Source organism: Streptomyces sp. NPDC007983 (assembly GCF_042958345.1).
Classification (GTDB): Bacteria; Actinomycetota; Actinomycetes; order Streptomycetales; family Streptomycetaceae; genus Streptomyces.
In genome coordinates this window covers 277,525-295,176 of record NZ_JBIBJI010000010.1, presented here as the reverse complement: position 1 = coordinate 295,176, position 17,652 = coordinate 277,525, and the positions used below count along the sequence as shown (strand labels likewise).

Here is a 17,652-nt window from a genome sequence, read left to right as displayed (position 1 = left end):
CGCCACCAAAAGCTCGTCGAAGAGGCCCCCGCGCCGTTCCTGAGCGAAGAGCAGAACGCCGACCTCTACCGCGCATCGAAGGCCATCCTCAAGGAGGCCGGATACGTCGGCGCGGGGACGGTGGAGTTTCTGGTGGGGACGGACGGCACGGTCTCGTTCCTGGAGGTCAACACCCGCCTCCAGGTCGAGCACCCGGTGACGGAGGAGGTCTCCGGGATCGACTTGGTGCGGGAGATGTTCCGCATCGCCGACGGCGAGGAACTGGGCTACGACGATCCGCCGCTGCGTGGCCACTCCTTCGAGTTCCGTATCAACGGCGAGGACCCGGGCCGCAACTTCCTCCCCGCCCCGGGGACTGTGAGCGTGTTCGCCCCGCCGTCCGGTCCGGGTGTGCGGCTGGACGCGGGTGTGGAGTCGGGGTCGGTGATCGGCCCGGCGTGGGACTCGCTGCTGGCCAAGCTGATCGTCACCGGCGCCACCCGCGCGCAGGCCCTCCAGCGCGCCGCCCGGGCGCTTGCGGAGTTCCAGGTCGAGGGTATGGCCACCGCGATCCCGTTCCACCGGGCCGTGGTCGCCGACCCCGCCTTCACCAGCGACCCGTTCACGGTCCACACCCGCTGGATCGAGACCGAGTTCACCAACACCATCCCGCCCTACACCGCAGCCCCCGCCGCCACCGACGAGGACGAGGAAACCGGCGCCCGGGAGACCGTGGTCGTCGAGGTCGGCGGCAAGCGGCTGGAGGTCTCCCTGCCCGCCTCCCTCGGCATGGCCACCGCACCGGCCGCCGCGTCGAAGAAGCCCAAGCGCAAGGCCGTCAAGAAGGGCGGCTCCGCCGCCTCCGGCGACGCCCTCGCCTCCCCCATGCAGGGCACCATCGTCAAGGTCGCCGTCTCCGAAGGCGACACCGTGGCCGAAGGCGACCTCATCGTCGTCCTCGAAGCCATGAAAATGGAACAACCCCTCAACGCCCACCGCGCCGGGATCATCAAGAACCTCAACGCGGACGTCGGCGCCTCGGTCAGCTCCGGCGCCGTCATCTGCGAGGTCAAGGACTGACGCCGCGCACTGTTCCACTCATCGGCAGGCCCCACCCCGGCAGCGGGGGAGGGGCCTGCCGATGTTTCGCCGGGCGGTCAGTCCTTCAGCGTCCGCTCCAGGAAGCCCAGCACCGTGTCCGCGTACACATCCGGCTGGGTCTTGATGCCCTGCAGATGGTCGGTGTCCGGCAGCGTGTGCACCTCGGCCAGCGGGTAGCGCTCGCCCAGCGCCCGCACCCCCTCGGCCGGGATCATCGTGTCGCGCTCACCGGCGAGGAAGAGCATCGGCGTCCGCTCGTACGCCCCCTCCGCCGCCGGCGGCCACTGCACCCGCAGCATCGCGAGGGCCGACGACGCGGCGACCGTCTCCAGCGCCTTCCGGGAGAGCCCGGTGCGCAGCGGGCCGGGGATGGGCAGCCCGTCGGCCGCGACGAAGTTGCGGAACAGCGGGGACAGTTCCAGGGCTGGGCCGCTGTCGCAGATCACCGCGTCGACCGGGCAGTCCGCCGCCCGCCCCAGCAGATAGAAGGAGGGGAAGGCGGAGATGGAGAAGCCGAAGACGGCGAAGCGCGCCGCCGCGTACTCCTCCGTCGCGCGCAGATGCTTGACGACCGCGACCACATCGTCGGTGTGACGGTCGCTCATGCCCCAGCAGGCCGGGTCCGAGACGCTCTTGCCGTGGTTGCGGTGGTCGAACAGGGCGACCGTGTAGCCCGCCCGGTTCAGCATCGCCGCCTGCGCCAGGCTTGCCGACTTGCTCAGCCCCAGCCCGTGGCCGAGCACCACCACGCGCGCGGTGTCCCCCGGGATGAGCCACACATGCAGCCCGCGCGGCTTCCCGTTCAGCGGCACCTGGACATCGGTGCTGGTCAGGCCCAGGTCCTCGGGCTTTTTGTGATGCGGCCGCCGGGGCGGGTGGTAGATGAAATACGAGAGGAAGGCGCCGTAGAACGGAGCCACCGGGAGAGTCGCCGCGGAGGCCGCCTTCGTCAGGAATCCCGTCGCCATATCGCAAACCCCCATCACAGATCGTGCCCGGTCGTGCGCGATCGTAGTGGTGTCATCCCGTGACCGGGGCGGCCGGGAACGGAACGTGTCCGAAGTCACCGGGGGTTTCCGTACGGCAACGTCGCGTCGTGGTACGGGCGTTGCGGGTGCGGCGGGCGGGTACGGTCGTCGATGGACGGACGCCGGACGGCGGACACGGATGAACTCCAACGGAGGTAACGGAACAGTGCCGCTCATACGCCCGGCCGACGACCCTCCCCTTTCCGGCGGCTGGGGCCCGCTCGCCGCGCCGCCCCGTCCCGAGGACCGCCCCGGGCCCGGCGAGGTCGCCGTATGGCTGCTGTGGATCCCGCCGTCGGCCGCCGCTGCCGCCGCGGTCGCGGACCGGACGCTGGACGCGGGCGAGCGCGAGCGCGCCGCCGGAATGCGGCACGAGACGGCGCGCGAGCGCTACGTCACCTCGCATGTGGGGCTGCGGACGGTTCTCGGCGGATATCTGGGGACGGACCCGGCGGACATCGAGTTCACCCGCGAAACCTGCGGCATGCCGGACTGCGACAAGCCGCACGGCCGCCCCGCCGTCGCCGGCGAGCCCACCCTGGCGTTCTCTCTCTCCCACGCCGGGGACGCCGCGCTGTGCGCGGTGTCGGGCGGCGCGCCCGTCGGCGCCGACATCGAGGAGCGGAGCCCCCGGCGCACCGGCGCCCGGCTCGACGGCCTGATCGGCCAGCTGCACCCCGGGGAGCGCGCGGCGATCGCGGCGCTGCCGGACGAGGAGCTGCGGGAGCGGGCGTTCATGAGCTGCTGGGTGCGCAAGGAGGCGTATCTGAAGGGCATCGGCACCGGGCTGCCGGGCGGGCTCCGCACCCATTACGTCGGCCTCGCGGACCAGTTCGGCGCCCCGGCCCCCGCCGACGCGTCCACCCCGCCCGGCTGGGCCCTCGCCGACCTGTCCGCGCCGCCCGGCTATCACGCCGCCGTCGCCGTCCGCACCGACGTCGCCCCGGTCGTGCGCTTCACCGGTCTACGGCTGGGGTGACGGGCTCGGGTACCTTCGGGCATATGTCGCATCGTGACGAGGTGGAACTCTCCGCAGGCACCATCGAGTACGAGGACACCGGGGGTGAGGGGCCGGTCGCCGTGCTGCTGCACGGCGTCGCCATGGACGGTTCGCTGTGGCGCGAGGTGGTCGCCGGGCTCGGCCCCGGCATCCGCTGCGTCGTCCCCACCCTGCCGCTGGGCGGCCACCGCCGCCCCATGCGCCCCGACGCCGATCTGTCCGTCCTCGGCGTGGCCCGGCTGGTCGCCGAGTTCCTGGAGCGGCTGGACCTCACGGACGTCACCCTCGCCATGAACGACTGGGGCGGCGCCCAGGCCCTCGTCGCCGACGGTCGCGACGAGCGGATCGGGCGGCTGGTCATCACCTCGTGCGAGGCGTTCGAGAACTTCCCGCCCGGCCTGCCCGGCAGGAACCTGCACACCTCCGCCCGCCTCCCGGGCGGTCTGCGCACCGCGTTCACCCTGCTCAAGCTGCGCCCGCTGCGGCGGCTGCCGATGACCTGGGGCTGGATGACCAAGCGCCCGGTGCCGCCGGAGCTGATGGACGCCTGGTTCCGGCCGCTGTGGACCTCCCCGGACATCCGCCGAGACCTGCGGAAGTACGTGCTCGGCGTGCCGCCCGCGACGGAGCTGCTGCGCTGGGCCGAGCGGCTGCGCGGCTTCGACCGGCCCGCGCTGGTGGCGTGGGCGTCCGAGGACCGCGTGATGCCCCCGGAACACGGCCTCCGGCTGGCGGCTCTGCTGCCGCAGGGCCGCCATGTGGAGATCCCCGACAGCTACACCCTGATCCCGGTGGACCAGCCGCACCGGCTGGCGGCCCTGATGCGGGGCTTCATGCTGGACGGCCGCTAGCCCAGCTCGTGACGCCGTAGAAAGGCGTCCACGAGCCGGTCGGTGAACTCCTCGCCGACGGGCTCGTCGGTCACCAGCACCCGGTAGTAGACGGGGCCCATGAGCTGGTCGATCTCGGCCGCCAGATCCAGGCCGGACGGCAACTCCCCCCGCTGAACTGCGCGTTCCAGCGGTACGCGGTCGCGGCGGCGCTGCTCGTCCAGGTAGCGGGACCGGAAGTCCCGGGCGAACGCCGGATCGTGCTGGGCCTGGGCGATCAGGGCCCGGAAGACGGCGCCGGCGTCGGAGGCGCTGAGGAACCGGGCCAGTTGGCGCACATAGTCGCGCAGGTCGACGGCGAGGTCACCGGAGTCCCGCTGGGTGACGTCCTCGGCCACGTCCTGGAGGAAGGCGTCCATCAGGACATCGGTCTTGGTGCTCCACCAGCGGTAGATGGTCTGCTTGGCGACCCCCGCGCGGGTGGCGATGCCCTCCATCGTGACGCCCGCGAAGCCCTTCTCCACCAGCAGGTCGTCGGCCGCCCGCAGCACCGCCTGCCGGGCCTGCTCGCTGCGCCCGTGCCGATTGCCGTGGTGTCGCGGTGCCGTCCGGCCGGTGCTGTCCGCCTCGGCGGTGTGTGTCGCGCGTACCATCTCTCGCCTCCCCGGAACAGCATAGCCACCCGTTCTAGACAAGACTCAACGTCGCGTCTACTCTAGCCGTCATGACACACACTCTTGCCGACCCCCGGGTCGAGACCGCCCTCAGCCGGATGTTCGCGCTCGCCGAGCAGGACGAGGCCACCGCCGCGCGCCTCGGGGGACTGGCTCCCGAGTCGACGTCCCACCAGGAGCTGGCCGACATCGCGGCCGGGATCTACATGCCGATATCCGCCGACGGCGGGAAGCTGCTCTACAACCTGGTCCGCGCGATCCGCCCGGCCACGGTGGTCGAGTTCGGCATGTCCTTCGGGATCTCCACGCTCCACCTGGCCGCCGCCGTGCGGGACAACGGCACCGGGCGCGTCATCACCACCGAGATGAGCAAGGAGAAGATCGCCGCGGCTCGCCGCACCTTCGCCGAGACCGGCCTCGACGACGTGATCACCGTCCTCGAAGGGGACGCCCAGCAGACCCTCGCCGACGTCGAGGGCCCCCTGGAACTGGTCCTGCTCGACGGCTGGAAGGACCTGTGCCTGCCGGTGCTGCGCCGGCTCGAACCCCGCCTGCGCCCCGGCGCCCTCGTCGTGGCCGACGACGTCGACCAGGGTGAAGGCATGCTGGGCCCGTATCTGGAGTACGTACGCGACCCCGCGAACGGCTACCAGAACGTGACGTTCCCCATCGAGGACGGCATGGAGATCAGCTGCCGCCTGTGACCCCGACCGCTGCTGGAGGGGCCGCGCTGTCGGACCCGCGGCGTACCGTCGTGGGTATGTGCAGATCCATCAAGACGCTCCGCCCGCCGTACGCCGAATCGGTCACCGAGGAGGACATGCGCGCCGCCGCGCTGCAGTACGTACGCAAGATCAGCGGCTTCCGCCAACCCGCCCCGCACAACGCCGCGGCCTTCGACAAGGCGGTCGAGACGATCGCCGCCGCCACCGGTGAGCTGCTGGGCACGCTGGAGGTCAGGGGCCGCGCAAGCTGAATGGCCCGGTGCTCTCGAAACCGAGAGCACCGGGCCATTCAGTCGATCAGTGGTGCGCCGCCAGGGACTCGAACCCCGGACCCGCTGATTAAGAGTCAGCTGCTCTAACCAACTGAGCTAGCGGCGCCTGCTGACGACGTAAATACTACCTGGTCCGGAAGGGTGCTTCCGACCACCATCAGATGGTCAGCGAGAGCAGCATCGGAGCCGCCTCGCGGTTGAGCAGATAGGCGGCCTTCCGCAGCCGGTGGGCGTGCTCCAGCGGCAGGGACAGGGCCAGGCAGCCGACGGTGTGGCCCGCCGTGATCGGCACGGCCGCGCAGACCGTGCCCATGGCGTATTCCTGCAGGTCGAGCACGGGCACGGTGGGCGGCTGGCTGTCCAGCTTGCGGAAGAGCGCCTTCTCGCTGGTCGTCGTCCGTGAGGTGAGCCGCACCGTCTTGTGGCGGGAGAGATGATCGCGGCGGCCGTCGTGGTCGAGCTGGGTGAGCAGGCACTTTCCGAGGGCCATCGCATGGGCGGCGGCGCGGAAGTCCACCCACTCGTTGACCTTGGGCGTATGCGGGCTGTCCGCGTACTGCGTGATCCTGACCTCACCGTCCACATAGCGGCTGAAGTAGACCGCCGCGCCCACCGAGTCGCGCAGCGCGCCGAGCGACTTCTGCAGCTGGTCCTCGACGGCGCGCCCGCGCCCCGGGACGCCGGTGTCCAGCAGGGCGAGGGACGTACCGCCGATGTACGCCCCGTCGGCGATCTGCTCGACGTACCCCTCGCGGCGCAGCATCCGCAGCAGCTCGGTGAGCCGGTCGCTCGGCAGCCGGGTCTCGCGGGCTATTCCGGCGTGGCTCACCCCGCCGGAGTGCCGGGCGACGACCTCCAGGATGCGCAGGGCGTGCCGCACCGAGCGGAGTGGTGCGATCGGCTCGGGCCCCAGCACCACGGCGTCCCCTCTCGCAGGTGGTGACCGCTTGCGTCATGGCCGTCGCCGCGGGTCACGGCCGCAGGGGTGGCCCACGGGATGCCCGCTTGGCGCGGCTTCGTACCACGATAGCCGCCAAGGGGGCGATATGGAGCGGAAGTTGGGCGATGGCATGTGCCATCGCCGGGCCGCCCACATCGCCCTCTCACACCACGGTGTGCCGTCAGAGCACGGCGCTCAGGAACTCCCGGGTCCGCTCGTGCTCCGGCTCCGAGAAGATCTTCTCCGGCGGACCGGACTCGATGACCCGGCCCGCGTCGAACATCAGCACGTCGTCGGAGATGTCCCGCGCGAAGTTCATCTCGTGCGTCACGCACAGCATGGTGATGTCCGTCGTATGGGCGATGTCCCGCAGGACGTCCAGCACGCCGGCCACCAGCTCCGGGTCGAGCGCCGAGGTCACCTCGTCCAGCAGCATCACCTGCGGCCGCATCGCCAGCGCCCGGGCGATCGCCACCCGCTGCTGCTGCCCGCCGGACAGCTGCGTCGGGTACATGTCGCACTTGTCGCCGAGCCCGACGAGGTCGAGCAGCTCCCGCGCCCGCGTCTCGGCCTCGTCCTTGTCCAGGCCCAGGACGTGCACCGGGGCCTCGGTGATGTTCCGCAGCACCCGCATGTTGGGGAAGAGGTTGAACTGCTGGAAGACCATGCCGATCTTCTTGCGCACCTCACGGGTGTGCTTCTCGCCCGCCGGGACCAGCTTGCCGCCCCGGTCCTCGTGGGTGAGGTAGTCCCCGTCGACCTTGATCGTGCCCTCATCGGGCTTGAGCAGCGTCATCAGCAGCCGCAGGATCGTGGTCTTGCCGGAGCCGGACGGGCCGATGAGGGTGACGTGCTTCCCGGAGGAGACCGAGAAGTCGAGGTCGTCCAGGACCGTATTGCTGCCGAAGCGCTTCGTCACCTTGTCGAAGCGGATCAGTTCACTGCCGTCCACGGCAGGATTCGTGTGGTCGGTTTCAGTGGCCAAGACGACGCTCCAGGACTCGCATGAGAAGAGATGCCGGATAGGCGATGAGGATGAACGCGATGCCGACCATCGTGAACGGCTCGATGTAGTGGAAGGACGACGAGGCCTCGCCCCGCGCCTTCTGCAGCATGTCGACGACGCCGATCAGCGCGAGCATCGGGGAGTCCTTCAGCATCGCGATGACGTAGTTGCCGAGGGCGGGCACCACGCGGCGGATCGCCTGCGGCAGGATCACCGCCAGCCAGGTGCGGCCGCGGGAGAGGCTGAGCGCGGTGGCCGCCTCCCACTGGCCCACCGGCACCCCGTCGATGCCGGCCCGGTAGACCTCCGCGGTGTACGTGGAGTAGTGCAGCCCGAGCGCGATCACACCGGTGGTCAGCGCCGAGAACTTGATGTCCCAGGTCGGCAGCACGTAGAAGAAGAAGAACAGCTGCACCAGCAGCGGGGTGTTGCGGATGAACTCCGTCACCGCCGACACCGGCCAGCGTACGAAGCGGGTCGGCGAGCGGAGCGCCATCGCCCACACCAGCCCCAGCGCGAACGCCAGGACCGAGCCGAGGGCGGTGGCCTCCAGCGTGATCAGCAGCCCGTGGCCCAGCTGAGGGAGGAAATCCCTGGCCACGTCCCAGTCCCACTTCACTGGGCACCTCCTCCGACGACGATGTTGCGCGACTGCTCGGTCTCCTGCTTGCCCAGCAGCTTGCGCGTGACCAGCGACCCCTCGGCCGGAGCCTGGCCGATGTTGGCCTTGGCGCGCCGCTCCAGCAGCCGCATCAGCCGGGTCAGGACGAACGCCAGCACGAAGTAGAGGACCAGGATGATCGAGTAGATCTGCGCACTCTCACCCGTCGCCAGCCGGGAGAGCTGGGCGGCGAAGGTGATGTCGGCGACGTTCACGGCCGAGACCAGGGCCGTCGCCTTCAGGATCTCGATCAGCAGATTGTTGAACGGCGGGATCATCTCGGGGATCGCCTGCGGCAGGATCACCCGCCGCATCCGCTGCGCCGGGGTGAAGCTGAGCGCTATGGCCGCCTCCCGTTGCGCGGGCGCCACGGAGGCGATCGCGCCGCGGACGATCTCGGAGCCGTACGCCCCGTAGTTCAGCCCGATGGCCAGCACCGCCGCCCACATCGGGAACAGCTGCCACCCGAACGCCAGCGGCATCACGAACGCCAGCCAGAACATCAGCACCAGGGCCGACGTGCCGCGGAAGATCTCCACGTAGGCGCCGGTGAGGAAGCGGACGGTCCGCAGCCGCGACGTGCGCGCCATGCCGATGCCGAAGGCGACCACCAGGGCGAAGGCCGCGCTGTACAGGGTCAGCTGGATCGTGATCCAGACGCCCGGAAGAAGCCAGTGTTCCCACAGCCCGGCCGTCATTTGCACAGCTCCTCTGCGGTCAGATCGGTCATCTCGCCCTCGGTGAAACCGAAGGGCCGCACGATGCGCAGCAGCTCACCGCTCTTCTTCATCTTGTGCAGCTCGACATTGAAGGCGTCGCGGAGCTTGGTCTCCTCCGGCCGGAAGGCGAAGCCGCCCGCCCCGATGTCCGGCTTGCCGTCGAGCATGGCCTGAAACGGCTCGGTCGCCTCGGCCCGACGGCTGTTCCGCTGCTTGACCACGTTGTGCACGGTCACGGTCGTGCCCGCGAACACATCGGCCCGGCCCTGCTCCACCGCCAGCAGACCGGCCAGCTGGTCCGGGAGGATCAGCATGTCGCTCTCCTTGACCCCGGCGTTCTTGGCGTAATCGATCTCGGCGTAAGCGGTGCCGGTGGCCATTTTGGCCTTCTGCTTGACGATGTCTTCGTAATTGTGCAGGTTCTTCGGATTGCCCTTGCGGACGATGAACGCGTCCCGCATGCGGTAGTCGGGGTCGGAAAAGATCACCTGGGCGCAGCGCTCCGGATTGATGTACATCCCCGCGGAGACCACATCGAACTGCTGCGAACGGAGTCCCGGAATCAGGGAGCCGAACTCGGTCGGCACCGGCTGGACCTTGTCCACCCCCAGCCGCTTGAAGATGACCTTCGCGATCTCCGGCGCCTCACCGGTGAAATCGCCGTTTTTGTCGATATAGCCGAATGGGATCTCCCCCGCAATTCCCAGCCGGACCGTGCCCTGCGCCCGCAGCCGCTCCAGCAGATTGCCCCCGTCTCTGGCGTCCGTGCTGGACACCCGGCTGCAGCCGACCGCGCCCAGCAGGCCGAGAGCCGCGCCGCCGACCAGAAGCGATCGACGGGATGCCCCTTTTGTTCTGCTATCGATATCTTTCCCACGTGGTGGAGCCATGGGCGCGCGGCTACCCGAACTCGCGAAATATATGCGGGTCGTTTCCAGCCCTTGATACACACGTTGCTGGGTAGGCCCCCCGGGGAAGGACTGGGCAAGGACTGGTTCCGAAGTGACCTGGAGGAATGTCGATGGTTGACCGAGCCGACCGGTTCATCGAGGTCTCGCTCGACAAGCGTGGAGTGACCTGCACCGCGAAACTCCTCGACGACCGCGCACCGATCACCTGCGAGGCGGTCTGGAACGCGCTGCCGCTGGGAGGTGACGTGTATCACGCCAAGTACGCGCGGAACGAGATCTACGCGCTGCTGGCACCCTTCGCCCCCGAGGAGCCCCCGCTGGAGAACCCCACGATCACCCCCATCCCCGGCGACCTCTGCTACTTCACCTTCTCCGACACCCAGCTCGGCACGAAGTCCTACGGCTACGAGGCCCAGGCCAAGCACCAGGGCAAGCGCCAGGTGGTCGACCTCGCGCTGTTCTACGAGCGCAACAACCTGCTCATCAACGGCGACGCGGGCTGGGTCCCCGGCATCGTCTGGGGCTCGGTGGTCGACGGCCTGGACCGCATGGCCGACGCCTGCCAGGACCTCTGGCGCGCGGGCGCCCTGGGCGAAACGCTGAGCTTCCGCCGGGCCTGACGCCATCCCCCGCCGGGGCTCCGCCCCGGCGGGGGCGCGGGGCGGAGCCCCCGCATCACACCACCGGCGCCGGCACCGCCTCCGCGACCCCGGCCCCGTACAACGCGTGCGCCACCCGCAGAACCACCGGATCCGCGTGCCGCGCCCCCACCACCTGCACCCCGATCGGCAACCCGGCCGCCGACATCCCGCACGGCACCGACGCCGCCGGCTGCTGCGTCATGTTGAACGGGTACGTGAACGGCGTCCACCCCGTCCACCGCGTGTGCCCCGACCCGTCGGGCACCTCCACCCCCGCCTCGAAGGCGGTGATCGGCAGGGTCGGCGTGACCAGCAGGTCGTACGCGGAGTGGAAGCGCCCCATGGCGTGCCCCAGGGCCATCCGTACGTCCACCGCCGCCAGATAGTCCAGCGCGCTGTACGCGGCCCCCTGGGCGCAGATCTCCCGCAGCCCCGGGTCGAGCAGTTCCCACTGCTCCTGGCCGAGCGGCTGCACCACCCGCGCCGCGCCGCTGAACCACAGCGTGTGGAAGGCCTCCACGGGGTCCTCGATGCCCGGGTCGATCTCTTCCACCACCGCGCCCAGCCCGGCCAGCAGATCCACGGCCCGCCGCACCGCCGCGGCCACCTCGGGGTCGACGGTGGCCGAGCCGCCGAGCGTCGGGCTGTAGGCGATCCGCAGCCCGTCGACCGAGCCGCCATCCGCGGTGATCGCCTCCCGGAAGCTGCTCCCGGCGGGGCCGAGCTGCGACCAGTCGCGCCAGTCCGGCCCGGTGATGACGTCCATCAGCAGGGCGGCGTCGGCCGCGTCCCGGGTCATGGGCCCCACATGGGCGAGGGTTCCGAAGGCGCTGGCCGGGTAGATCGGCACCCTCCCGTAGGTGGGTTTGAGCGCGAAGACGCCGCAGAAGGACGCGGGGATGCGGACGGACCCGCCGCCGTCCGTCCCGAGGCTGAGCGGACCGGCGCCCAGCGCGACGGCGGCCGCGCTGCCGCCGCTGGAGCCGCCAGCGGTGCGCCCGGGGTCGTACGGGTTGCCCGTCACCCCGTACACGGGGCTGTCCGTGACACCTTTCCAGCCAAATTCCGGGGTGGTCGTCTTGCCGAGAAACACCGCACCGTGGTCCCGCATCCGCGCCACCGCGGGCGCGTCCTCGTCCCACGGCCCGTCCGTGCGCACCGTGCGCGACCCGCGCAGCGTGGGGCCGCCGCGCATCAGCAGGATGTCCTTCACCGACACCGGGACGCCGTCCAGGAGCCCGGCGGGCTCGCCGCGCCGCCACCGTTCGGCGGATTCCTCCGCCTGGCGCAGCGCTTCCTCGCCGTCCACCCGGCTGTAGGCGTTGACCTTCGGCTGGATCTGCTCGATCCGGTCGAGGGCTGCTCGGGTGGCCTCGACGGGGGAGAGGTCGCCGGAGCCGTACCGCTCGAGGAGTTGAACCGCTGTCAGGTCGTGCAGGTCGGTCATCCAGCTCTCCGTTCAGATCGTTCAGATCATTCAGGCCGTGCGATCAGTCCACCGGTACGTAGCCGAGGCGCTTGTCGACGATGTTGAGCAGGGGCTCGCCGGCGCTCCAGCGGTCGTAGTTGTCCTGGAACTGTTCGGCGAGGTGGTCGCGCCAGCCGACCGTGTCGCCGCTCATGTGGGGCGAGACGAAGAGTCCGGGCACGTCCCACAGGGGGTCCTCGGGGGACAGCGGCTCGTTCTCGAAGACGTCCAGCGCGGCGCCCGCGATGTGCCGTCCGAGGAGGGCGGCCTTGAGGTCGTCCTCGACGACGAGGGGGCCGCGCCCGACGTTGATGAACCGGGCGGTGGGCTTCATACGGGCGAACGCGGTCCGGTCGAACATGCCGCGTGTGGCGTCGGTGAGCGGGGCGACGGAGATCACCCAGTCGGCCTGCCGCAGCAGCTCGGGCAGCTCGTCGTTGCCGCGTACGCCCGGGCGGGCCGTGCGTCCGACCAGGTCGACCTTGATGCCGAGCGCGGACAGGGTGGTGCCGATGGCCCGGCCGATGGGCCCGGCGCCGATGACGGCCGCGCGCGTCCCGGCCAGGCGCATCGTCTCGCGGTGCTGCCAGCGCCGCTGCCGCTGCAGCTCCCAACTCCCGAAGAAGTCCTTGCCCATGGCGATGACCAGGCCCGCGACATACTCGGCGATCGGCTGTTCGAAGACGCCGCGGGCGTTGGTCAACACGGTGTCGGAGGCGGTCAGTTCGGGGCTGAGCAGCCGGTCAACGCCCGCGCTGGCGGTGTGGACCCACGCCGGACGGGGGCCGTCGCCGGGCCAGGCGTCACGGACCGCGTCGGAGGTGAAATCCCAGACCAGGAGGACGTCGGCGGAGGGCAGGGCGTCGGGCAGGGTCTTCTCGTCGCACACCACGACCTGGGCCCGGCCGGCCAGCCGGTCCAGCCGGACCGGGGGCTGCTCGCCGAAGACGACAACAGTGCTTTCGGACATAGGCGGGAAACCGTTTCGAAACGTGGGTTTGTTTGGCTGACGATAGTTGGGGCAGGCGCCAAGGTTTGCGGGGATTGACCACGCTAGGCAGCGGAAACTACCGTCGTCAACAACGGCATCTGTCCCGACGTCCCGGCATCAGGCCGGTGCTCTCTCTTATATCTCTGGCCAATGGTCCAGCCCTCTCCTTTCTGTATTGGGGCTCGATATATGGACGTCTCCTTTCTGGGTGGCCCGCAGCCGCAGCGTGGTGTGGGCGTCGTAGCACCGTTCGACTTCGCGCTTGATCGCGAACTGTGGCGCTGGGTGCCGGACGAGGTCTCCTTGCACCTCACCCGCACCCCCTTCGTCCCGGTCGAGGTCAGCCTCGACCTGGCACGGCTCGTGAGCGAGCACGAAACCCTGCAGGACGCGGTGCGGGCGCTGAGCGCGGTCGCACCGGAAGTGGCGGCGTACGCCTGCACGTCGGGCAGCTTCGTCGGCGGTGTGGCCGGTGAGCGGGCGATGTGCGCGGCGATGACGCAGGCGGGCGAGCTGCCCTCGCTCACCACCTCGGGCGCCCTGCTGGAGGCGCTGCGGGAGATCGGCGCCCGGCGGGTCGCCGTGGTGACCCCGTACACCCGGTCGGTGACCGACTCGCTGGAGGACTACCTGGGCGAGGCCGGTATCACCGTGACGGGCCGGGCCTATCTCGGACTGACCCGGCACATCTGGAAGGTGCCCTACCGCGATGTGGTCGACATGGCGCGGCAGGCGGTGGTCGGGTCGCCCGACGCGCTCTTCATCAGCTGCACCAACTTGCCGACGTACGACGTGATTCCGCAGCTGGAGGCGGAGCTGCGGATGCCCGTGCTGTCGGCCAACCAGGTGACGGTCTGGGCGGCGCTGCGGGAGATCGGTGCCCAGGCGGTCGGCCCGTATCAGGCGCTGCTGGACCCGGCCGCGCGGCGGGGCCCGGCGGGGATGGCGTCGTCGTCGCAGCTGAGCGGCCCGATGGCGGCGATGGCCGGACCGGTGGCGGGCTCCGAGCCGGAGCCGGAGGCGGCACTGGCCGGGGCCGCGTCGCCCGGGTCGGACATCGATCCGGCGGACGGGCTCGACCCGGGGTTCGGGCCGGGGATCGGCGAGGGCCCGTTCCTCGATGACTCGGGAGGTCCGTCCGTGATGTGAGGGAACCCGCCGGGCGGCTGCGGTGTATCACAAGTGACAGTGCAGGGGCGGCGCTCACGGGGGCCGCAGGTAAGGAGGCAGTCATGACGGACGCGACGCGAGCGACGCCGGACACGGTGGGCTTTCTCTACCCGGGCTATTCCGCCGAGGACGACTATCCGCGTCTGGAAGGGCTGCTCGGTGACAGCGTGCGGCTTCCGCTCGTCCACACCGACATCGGTGAGGACGCGCACCGGGTGGACGCCCTGCTGGAAATGGGGTCGGGGGCCCGTCTCGCGGCCGGGGTCGCCGAGCTGAAGGAGCGCGGCGCCCAGGCGGTGATCTGGGCCTGTACCAGCGCGAGCTTCGTCTTCGGCTGGGAGGGCGCCCGGGAGCAGGTGCGCGAGCTGGAGGAGACGGCCCAGCTGCCCGCCTCCAGCACCTCCTTCGCCTTCGCTCACGCGGTGCAGGAGCTGGGCGTCGAGAGGCTGGCCATCGCCGCGACCTATCCGGAGGATGTCGCGGAGTATTTCAGGACGTTCCTGAAGGCGGCGGGCGCCGAGGTGGTCTCCACCCAGGGCAGCGGCATCATCACCGCCGCCGAGGTCGGCACCTGGGGGCGGGACGAGGTGCTGCGGATGGCCCGCGCCGGTGACCACCCGGACGCCCAGGCGGTGCTGCTGCCGGACACCGCCCTGCACACCGCCGCCTGGCTGTCCGATCTGGAGGCGGACCTCGGCAAGCCCGTGCTCACGGCGAACCAGGTCACGGTCTGGGAGGGGCTGCGGCTGCTGGGCCGCAGGCCGGTCCATGACCGGCTGGGCAGGCTGTTCGCCGCGAGCGGCTGAGCGGGGCGGAGGAGCAGGGCAGCGGGCAGCGGGCGGCGACGGCGACGGGGGAGCGGGCGGTGACGGACCGGTGAACCGGGCGGGAATTCCCTCTCTCCGGGCATACCCGGCACGGTTCCGCTTCCCGGAATCCGCTTAGCATGCAGCCGTGCGCCGCCTTCCTCCCTTCCTGCCCGGGTCGCAACGCCCGCTGCTGATCGCCGGTGCGGTGGCAGTGGCCGCCGCGGTGGCCGCCGGCACGCTGGCCACGGCCGGAGGGTCGTCGGGTGGCCGGGCGCCGCGGGGCCCGGCCACCGCGGCCGATGGGCTGCGGCACACCTCGGTCGAGGTGTCGGAGGGCGGCTGCGGCAAGGGCTGGACCCATCCGCACCGCGGTAAGCAGGTCTTCGACCTCACGAACACCTCCAGCCGGGCGGCCGAGGTCTATCTGACCAACCCGGTGAACGGCTCGGTGTACGGGGAGGTCGAGGGGCTGGGCCCGGGCACCACCCGCCCGCTGCGGGTCATCCTCGGCGGAGGCTCCTATGCCTTCCGGTGCCTGCCCGACGACACGGACGCGGTCACCGGACCCACGGTGACCGTGGCCGGACCGGCGCGCGGCGGCGGCCCGGCCGCCGTTCCGGTCACCCAGCAGGACCTGATCCCGCCGGCCATCGCCTACCAGAGTTACGTCCAGGACCGGATGGACGAGCTGGTGCGGCGCACCGACGCGCTGCGCTCGGCCGTCCGCGAGGGCGACCTGGCAGCCGCCCGCGCGGCCTGGCTTCCGGCCCACCTGGTGTACGAGCGGATGGGCGCCGCCTACGGCGCCTTCGGCGACGCGGACGGTGCGATCAACGGCACCACGGCGGGGCTGTCCGGCGGTGTCCGCGATCCGGGCTTCACCGGCTTCCACCGCATCGAGTACGGGCTGTGGCACGACGCGTCCGCGAGCGGTCTGCGCGGCGCCGCCGACCGGCTCGACAAGGACGTCCGCGCGCTGCGGGACGGCTGGCCGCAGCAGCGGATGGATCCCGCGGACCTGGGCCTGCGGGCGCACGAGATCATGGAGAACACCGTGCAGTTCGAGCTGACCGGCCGCACCGACTACGGCAGCGGCACCAACCTGGCCACCGCGCGGGCCAACCTCGACGGTACCCGGGCCGTGCTGGACCGGCTGCGCCCGCTGCTGACGTCCCGTGACCCCGGGCTGCCGGAGGTCGACTCCTGGCTCGACCGCACCCGGAAGGCCCTGGACGCCGCCCGTCAGGGGGACCACTGGACCCCGGTGGACCGGCTCGACCGCGGGCGCCGGGAGAAGATCAACGCCACCGCGGGGGCGCTGGTGGAGCGGCTGGCCGATGTGGCGGCACTGACGGATGTGCGGAGGGCCCGGTGAGCGAGGTGCGGCGGCGGGGTTTTCTGTGGAGCGCCGCGGCGGGCACGGTCGGCGCGGTGGCGGGCGCCTCGGCCGCCCCGGCCGCCGCGCGGGCGGGCGACGCGGGGGCGGACGGCGGGTCGGCGGGCGGCGCGCTGCCGGACGGGGCCTTGGCGGATGGCGCGCATCCGGGCGGCGCGTATCCGGGCGGCGTGGGAGGGGCGCCCGCGCGGGTTCCGTTTCACGGCGGGCATCAGGCCGGGATCCTCACCCCGCCGCAGCGCGCCACCGCGTTCGTCGCCTTCGACGCCACCGCCGAGGGGCGCACCGAGCTGACCGAGGTGTTCCGTACCCTCACCGCGCGCTGCCGCTTCCTCACCACCGGCGGCACCCCGGATCCGGTGGGGATCACCGCCCCGCCCGCCGACTCCGGCACCCTGGGCCCCCTGGTCACCGCCGACCGGCTGACCGCGACGGTCGGCGTGGGCGCCTCGCTCTTCGACGGGCGCTATGGGCTGAAGGACCGTAAGCCCCGGCGGCTGCGCGCCATGCCGTCCTTTCCCGACGACGACCTCGACCCCGACTGGTGTCACGGCGATCTGAGCCTCCAGCTCTGCGCGGAGAACACGGACACCGTGCTGCACGCGCTGCGCGACATAGCCCGGCACACCCGGGGCGCGCTCCAGGTGCGCTGGCGCATGGACGGCTTCATCAGCCCGCCCCGCCCCTCCGGCACCCCGCGCAACCACCTGGGCTTCAAGGACGGCACCGCCAACCCCGACACCGGTGACGCCCGGCTGATGGACCGCCTGGTGTGGGCGGGTGAGCGCTCCGGGGAGCCGGGCTGGGCGGCCGGCGGCAGCTATCAGGTGGTCCGGCTGATCCGGATGCTGGTGGAGTTCTGGGACCGGGTGTCGATCACCGAGCAGGAGCGGATGTTCGGCCGCAGCCGCGAGTCCGGCGCACCGCTGGACGGGCGGCACGAGTTCGACACCCCGCGCTTCGCCCAGGACCCCAAGGGTGACGTCATCCCGCTGGACAGCCATATCAGGATGGCCAATCCCCGTACGGCGCGGACCGACGACCAGCGCATCCTGCGCCGTGCCTACAACTACGACCGGGGCATGGACGGGAACGGGAACCTGGACATGGGCCTGCTGTTCTGCTGCTATCAGCAAGATCTGGACCGGCAGTTCGAGACGGTGCAAAAGCGTCTCGCGGGCGAGCCGCTGGTCGACTACGTCACCCCGTTCGGCGGCGGTTATTTCTACGCGCTGCCCGGGGTGCGGGACCACGCGGATTGGCTGGGCCGGGCCTTGCTGTCCTGAGCGTCCGGTGCTGTCCGGCCACCCGCCGGTCAAGAACACCTCAAG

General features: G+C 71.1%; 19 protein-coding genes and 1 tRNA gene. 10 read left to right on the top strand and 10 right to left on the bottom strand.

From position 1 onward, the window contains the following. Positions 1 to 1,059, top strand: a 1,059-nt coding sequence (locus tag ACFZCY_RS29435) for a biotin/lipoyl-containing protein (RefSeq protein WP_391179749.1), incomplete at its 5' end; no start/stop codon positions are given. Positions 1,060 to 1,136: 77 nt separating this feature from the next. Here the strand turns inward: ACFZCY_RS29435 and ACFZCY_RS29430 are convergent. Continuing rightward, positions 1,137 to 2,048, bottom strand: a complete 912-nt coding sequence (locus ACFZCY_RS29430) for an alpha/beta fold hydrolase (RefSeq protein WP_391179747.1) — start codon at positions 2,046 to 2,048, stop codon at positions 1,137 to 1,139. A gap of 226 nt (positions 2,049 to 2,274) precedes the next feature. Here ACFZCY_RS29430 and ACFZCY_RS29425 point away from each other — a divergent pair, with 226 nt between their 5' ends. Both ACFZCY_RS29425 and ACFZCY_RS29420 read left to right on the top strand, forming a co-directional pair. After that, positions 2,275 to 3,087, top strand: coding sequence for a 4'-phosphopantetheinyl transferase superfamily protein (locus tag ACFZCY_RS29425; protein WP_391179744.1), 813 nt, complete (start codon positions 2,275 to 2,277; stop codon positions 3,085 to 3,087). Between the two features lie 23 nt (positions 3,088 to 3,110). After that, positions 3,111 to 3,959, top strand: a complete 849-nt coding sequence (locus tag ACFZCY_RS29420; RefSeq protein ID WP_391179741.1) for an alpha/beta fold hydrolase — start codon at positions 3,111 to 3,113, stop codon at positions 3,957 to 3,959. Here the strand turns inward: ACFZCY_RS29420 and ACFZCY_RS29415 are convergent. Further along, complete coding sequence (locus ACFZCY_RS29415) at positions 3,956 to 4,591, bottom strand: TetR/AcrR family transcriptional regulator C-terminal ligand-binding domain-containing protein (protein ID WP_391179738.1); 636 nt, start codon at positions 4,589 to 4,591, stop codon at positions 3,956 to 3,958. The two genes, ACFZCY_RS29420 and ACFZCY_RS29415, sit on opposite strands and share 4 nt — an antisense overlap. Before the next feature lie 71 nt (positions 4,592 to 4,662). On the opposite strand from ACFZCY_RS29415, the gene ACFZCY_RS29410 reads away from it, so the two are divergent. Then, a complete protein-coding gene (locus tag ACFZCY_RS29410; RefSeq protein ID WP_391179736.1) occupies positions 4,663 to 5,316 on the top strand; it encodes a class I SAM-dependent methyltransferase in 654 nt (217 codons plus the stop codon). A 56-nt stretch (positions 5,317 to 5,372) separates the two neighbouring features. Next, complete coding sequence (locus ACFZCY_RS29405; protein WP_391179734.1) at positions 5,373 to 5,588, top strand: DUF2277 family protein; 216 nt, start codon at positions 5,373 to 5,375, stop codon at positions 5,586 to 5,588. A 50-nt stretch (positions 5,589 to 5,638) separates the two neighbouring features. On the opposite strand, the gene ACFZCY_RS29400 is transcribed toward ACFZCY_RS29405, so the two are convergent. The 6 genes from ACFZCY_RS29400 to ehuB all read right to left on the bottom strand — a co-directional run bounded on the left by ACFZCY_RS29400 (position 5,639) and on the right by ehuB (position 9,825). Then, positions 5,639 to 5,715, bottom strand: a tRNA-Lys gene (locus ACFZCY_RS29400). Positions 5,716 to 5,766: 51 nt separating this feature from the next. Continuing rightward, a complete protein-coding gene (locus tag ACFZCY_RS29395) occupies positions 5,767 to 6,528 on the bottom strand; it encodes an IclR family transcriptional regulator C-terminal domain-containing protein (protein WP_391179731.1) in 762 nt (253 codons plus the stop codon). Between the two features lie 202 nt (positions 6,529 to 6,730). After that, a complete protein-coding gene (gene ehuA / locus ACFZCY_RS29390) occupies positions 6,731 to 7,501 on the bottom strand; it encodes an ectoine/hydroxyectoine ABC transporter ATP-binding protein EhuA (protein ID WP_361489862.1) in 771 nt (256 codons plus the stop codon). 22 nt (positions 7,502 to 7,523) lie between these two features. After that, complete coding sequence (gene ehuD / locus ACFZCY_RS29385) at positions 7,524 to 8,174, bottom strand: ectoine/hydroxyectoine ABC transporter permease subunit EhuD (RefSeq protein ID WP_391179728.1); 651 nt, start codon at positions 8,172 to 8,174, stop codon at positions 7,524 to 7,526. Continuing rightward, the gene (ehuC, locus tag ACFZCY_RS29380) at positions 8,171 to 8,914 is read right to left on the bottom strand and encodes an ectoine/hydroxyectoine ABC transporter permease subunit EhuC (RefSeq protein WP_391179724.1); all 744 of its coding nucleotides are present in this window, start codon (positions 8,912 to 8,914) and stop codon (positions 8,171 to 8,173) included. The genes ehuD and ehuC overlap by 4 nt, the downstream gene beginning before the upstream one ends. After that, positions 8,911 to 9,825: an ectoine/hydroxyectoine ABC transporter substrate-binding protein EhuB gene (gene ehuB / locus ACFZCY_RS29375; protein WP_391179721.1), complete on the bottom strand. Its 915-nt coding sequence runs from the start codon at positions 9,823 to 9,825 to the stop codon at positions 8,911 to 8,913. The genes ehuC and ehuB overlap by 4 nt, the downstream gene beginning before the upstream one ends. Positions 9,826 to 9,956: 131 nt before the next feature. On the opposite strand from ehuB, the gene ACFZCY_RS29370 reads away from it, so the two are divergent. Continuing rightward, positions 9,957 to 10,466 (top strand): DUF3830 family protein, encoded by a 510-nt coding sequence (locus ACFZCY_RS29370; protein ID WP_055552548.1) that lies wholly within the window; start codon positions 9,957 to 9,959, stop codon positions 10,464 to 10,466. 55 nt (positions 10,467 to 10,521) lie between these two features. On the opposite strand, the gene ACFZCY_RS29365 is transcribed toward ACFZCY_RS29370, so the two are convergent. Further along, complete coding sequence (locus ACFZCY_RS29365; protein ID WP_391179718.1) at positions 10,522 to 11,934, bottom strand: amidase; 1,413 nt, start codon at positions 11,932 to 11,934, stop codon at positions 10,522 to 10,524. Between the two features lie 43 nt (positions 11,935 to 11,977). Continuing rightward, positions 11,978 to 12,925: an NAD(P)-dependent oxidoreductase gene (locus ACFZCY_RS29360; protein WP_391179716.1), complete on the bottom strand. Its 948-nt coding sequence runs from the start codon at positions 12,923 to 12,925 to the stop codon at positions 11,978 to 11,980. Positions 12,926 to 13,135: 210 nt separating this feature from the next. Here ACFZCY_RS29360 and ACFZCY_RS29355 point away from each other — a divergent pair, with 210 nt between their 5' ends. From ACFZCY_RS29355 to efeB, 4 genes are all read left to right on the top strand, one after another. Beyond that, complete coding sequence (locus ACFZCY_RS29355; protein ID WP_391179713.1) at positions 13,136 to 14,095, top strand: decarboxylase; 960 nt, start codon at positions 13,136 to 13,138, stop codon at positions 14,093 to 14,095. Between the two features lie 83 nt (positions 14,096 to 14,178). Continuing rightward, positions 14,179 to 14,922: a decarboxylase gene (locus ACFZCY_RS29350; protein ID WP_391179710.1), complete on the top strand. Its 744-nt coding sequence runs from the start codon at positions 14,179 to 14,181 to the stop codon at positions 14,920 to 14,922. A 148-nt stretch (positions 14,923 to 15,070) separates the two neighbouring features. Continuing rightward, complete coding sequence (locus tag ACFZCY_RS29345; RefSeq protein WP_391179707.1) at positions 15,071 to 16,300, top strand: imelysin family protein; 1,230 nt, start codon at positions 15,071 to 15,073, stop codon at positions 16,298 to 16,300. Then, complete coding sequence (gene efeB / locus ACFZCY_RS29340) at positions 16,297 to 17,607, top strand: iron uptake transporter deferrochelatase/peroxidase subunit (RefSeq protein ID WP_391179704.1); 1,311 nt, start codon at positions 16,297 to 16,299, stop codon at positions 17,605 to 17,607. Before ACFZCY_RS29345 ends, efeB begins: the two co-directional genes overlap by 4 nt. Positions 17,608 to 17,652 lie beyond the last annotated feature (45 nt).